Raw genomic sequence first — 3,891 nt, forward strand, 5'->3', positions numbered from 1 at the left:
AACTACAAAGCGGGGATAGGTTTTCAAGCCACAGATGAGTTAAAACTAAAGCAGGATACGCCTTTTATGAAGGCAAGAGCAAAGTTTTTGAAGCAGATCGTGAGATCTTTTCAGCCGGTATCAGTGCGAATATCACTGAGAATATTATTCTTGATCTGAATGGCCAGTATTCAATGTGGAATGACCGCTCTGTAGCATACAGCTATCTGGATTTTGACACAGACGAAACCAGGACGGAAGTCATTGATCATGATGTGTCTTCAATGAGAATTATGGCTGGCATCCGGTTCAATTTTTAGATACTGATAACATACTCCGTAGTTAGTAAAAAAGGCTTCCTGATCGAAGCCTTTTTTCTTTTGTGGTTATAGCCAGTCCTTTTTCCTGAAAAAAAACACCATTCCAGCGGTAGTCAGGATCATCAATGTCCAGATGGCCGGGTAAGCCCAGGGTATGGAAAGCTCGGGCATATATTCGAAGTTCATTCCGTACACACCGGCTATAAAGGTAAGCGGGATGAAAATAGTAGCAATAATGGTCAGCACTTTCATAACCTCATTCATCCGGTTACTGACCTGAGACATATGCATATCCAACATACCTATTACCATATCCCGGTAATTTTCAATACCGTCATTTATTTGAACCAAATGATCATAAACATCACGGTAATAGATTTTGTTGTCGTCCTGGATCAAGTGAGATTCGTCCCGAATTAAAGAATTAAGACTGTCCCTTAAGGGCCAAACTGATTTCCGGAAATAAATAAGTTTTCGGCGAAGGGTATGAACCTGCTCAGGAATGGATTCATCAAAACCTTCCAGGATCTTATCTTCAAGAGCCTCTATTTCATCTCCAAAGTGTTCAAGGACTTTAAAATAATAATCTACAATAGTATCAATCAGAGCATATGCAAGATAGTCAGGGCCATGATTACGAAGCCTTGGTGCTCCGTTCCGAAGCCGATGCAGAACCGGTTCAAAAATTGGATAATCACTTTCCTGAAACGACAAAATAGAATTCTTAGACAATACAATACTTACTTGCTCAACATCAAGTTGTCCGGTAGCTTCATTAACTACCATCATCCGTAATACAAAGAACATATTGTTAGGATATTCTTCAATTTTAGCACGCTGATTGGTATTTATGATATCTTCCTGAATGAGGGGGTGCAATTCAAAATAATTCCAGATGTGCTTCAGTTTTTCAACATCGTGCAGCCCGAGTACATTTATCCAGGTTTTAGAAGGAGAATCCAGATAGGGCTTACTTTCTTCAATTTCGGTAATGTCATACTCTCCAAGCTGATCAATATCGTAATCACAGAGATTGAGTTGTACATTCTCGATTCTCTTTTCGCCGGTAAAGTGTAGGGTTCCCGGAGCCTGGCCAGGTTTTTTGGAATGCTTTTTATGACGAAGAAAGTGAGGAATAGGCCGTCTTTTTGAGATCTTTTTCACCATAATGTTTTTATATGATTACAGATACCTGTTTCATTTGTAAGTATAAATAAAAAAATCCTGCATGGTAACATGCAGGATTTAAATTAGATAAGCTTTATGAATTTAATTACCAATTCGTCCTTCTTCTGCAGCTTCTTTTAACTCGTCGTTTGCCCAAATAGCGATTTCAACACGGCGGTTTTGCTGTCTCCCAGCTTCTGTATCATTCGTAGCTATAGGATCATCTTCCCCATATCCTACAATGGTCATTCGCTCAGCATCTACTCCAGTAAAAGCTGCATATTCAGCTACCGACTTTGCTCTGTTCTCAGAAAGCTCTTGGTTATAAGCCTCAGTACCACGGCTATCTGTATGACCACCGAACATGATGTTTGTGTCTTCATATTTTTTCAAGATTTCTGAAAGATTGGCAATATCCTCTTTTGAAGCATCTTTAAGGGCAAAAGATTCAGTATCGAATAGAATCCCGGAATCAAAAGTGATTTTAATTCCTTCTCCTACACGCTCAACAGTAGCATTTTCGAGATCTTCTTCAAGTTCACGAGCCTGACGATCCATGTAATTTCCGATCGCTGCTCCTGCTGCGCCACCAACTGCTGCACCTACAATCGCACCGGTGGTGGTATTTCCTGCCGCTTTACCGATAATAGCTCCGGCTAAAGCACCTGCACCTGCACCAATTGTTGTTCCTTTAGCTGTTTTGCTCCAATTTTGGCAAGCAGTGAAGGGTAATAATAAAACTATTGCTGTAACTAAAATTTTTGAACTAAGAGTTTTCATATGGTTGAATTATATTTGTCATTTATTCTTTTACACATATAATATAACGTAATGTTCCCTCTAATAATTCTATTTAAAAATTCAGGCTGCTTCAGCTCTTAATACTTCTAAAGGTGGCTTGTTGTGTACTCCTCTTGTATTTAACAAACCAATTATTAGAACTAAAGCAGTAAGAATAATTATTTCCATTCCAATTATGTAAAAATTGGGTACAAAAGTGATATCAAAATAGAATTGTCCTATCAAGGTACTCGCCCCAAGTGAGAGTATGAGTCCCGTGATAGAAGCCATTACACCAAGTAATACATATTCGATCACCTGTATTTTGATGACCTGCTTTTTAGAAGCCCCCAATGTTCGCAACAGAACAGCTTCTCTGATTCTCTGAAACCTGGAAGTTGCGGCTGATCCTGCCAAAACGATCAACCCTGTTATAATGCTAAACAGACCTATAAACTGGATCACAAAGGTGATCTTATCAATAAACGCCCGAACAGTTTCCAAGACCTGTCCTATATCAATGGCGGATACATTGGGATACTCCTGAACTAATTCCTGTTGAAGTCGGAGGGAAGCTTCACGGCTGTTGGTGTTGATGGTGGTCGCAAAAAACTGAGGTGCATTTTCAAGCACTCCTGACGGAAATACCATAAAGAAGTTGGGGGAAGGCTGATCCCATTTCACTGTTCGCGTACTGGCAATATAGGTTTGAATGGGAATACCTTGTACATCCCAGGTCAGCGTATCGCCAATAACGGCATCAAGGTCTTCCATCTGTTCGGCTTCAACTGATATGGGCACTATCTCATTCATCCCATTTACTTGCCCGATCCATTCTCCCTCAACCAGGGTTTCTGACTCAAGAAGACTGTCGCGATAAGTAGAGCGATATTCTCTGTTAAGTGCCCAGCCGCGAGGATTTTTGGTGGTATCTGAATCAAGTTCCTCTGCATCCATTCCGTTGATCTCCTGAATGCGCATAGTAACGATCGGTACATTTTGCAGGATCTCGTGACCGTTGGATGTTATGATCTCGTTTACACCATCATTTTGATCATATTGAATATCATATAATGCGAGGTTAGGCAGATCTTCACGATCCCCGAAATCAATTTGTCCAAGTAACATATCCTGAGTCAGATATAAAGAGCTGATCATAGTAACGCCCAAGCCAAAAGTAAGTAATAGGATCGTGGTTTGATTATTTGGCCGGTATAAATTTGCCAATCCCTGACGAAGTTCATACGAAAAACCGGCACGAAGGAGCTTTCTGGAGCCCTTCATGATCAATTTGGCAAATCCGGTAAGCAAAGCCAGACATGCCACCAATCCCAGGGTAAAGAACATGGCAGGGATGATCTCACCTATCATTAGCCAGGCGTAAGCAGTTATAAATATCAACAAAATCGCTGATAAAATGATCTTGGTTTTGTTGGTCAAAAGCTTGGTAAGACTAATATTTACGGAACGGAGAGAATAAAAGGGTGAGATCTTCTTAACTGCCAGTAATGGGAAAAGAGCAAATAAAATGGAGATCACTAAACCCGTACCAATCCCAATAGCTATTGAAGCCCAGGAAATGAAGAGTTCAATATCTACCGGCAGAAATTCCTGAACCAAGACCGGTAAATAAAGTTGAATGAGT

At 40.4% G+C, this 3,891-nt stretch carries 3 protein-coding genes; all 3 read right to left on the reverse strand.

Annotated elements, in window-relative coordinates; translation table 11 throughout:
• Positions 1–365 precede the first annotated feature (365 nt).
• Positions 366–1,466, reverse strand: coding sequence for a magnesium/cobalt transporter CorA (corA, locus tag VFM80_RS04875; protein ID WP_395070132.1), 1,101 nt, complete (start codon positions 1,464–1,466; stop codon positions 366–368).
• Positions 1,467–1,568: 102 nt separating this feature from the next.
• Positions 1,569–2,246: an OmpA family protein gene (locus tag VFM80_RS04880; RefSeq protein ID WP_395070134.1), complete on the reverse strand. Its 678-nt coding sequence runs from the start codon at positions 2,244–2,246 to the stop codon at positions 1,569–1,571.
• An 81-nt stretch (positions 2,247–2,327) separates the two neighbouring features.
• Positions 2,328–3,891: ABC transporter permease (locus VFM80_RS04885; RefSeq protein ID WP_395070136.1), on the reverse strand; the 1,564-nt coding region annotated here is incomplete at its 5' end.

Source organism: Gracilimonas sp., from assembly GCF_035704785.1.
Lineage (GTDB): Bacteria > Bacteroidota > Rhodothermia > Balneolales > Balneolaceae > Gracilimonas.

What these genes read in the sequence shown, in the direction of transcription:
- corA (WP_395070132.1), bottom strand. Translation starts at nt 1,466, where the DNA reads ATGGTGAAAAAGATCTCAAAAAGACGGCCTATTCCTCACTTTCTTCGT.
- VFM80_RS04880 (WP_395070134.1), bottom strand. Translation starts at nt 2,246, where the DNA reads ATGAAAACTCTTAGTTCAAAAATTTTAGTTACAGCAATAGTTTTATTA.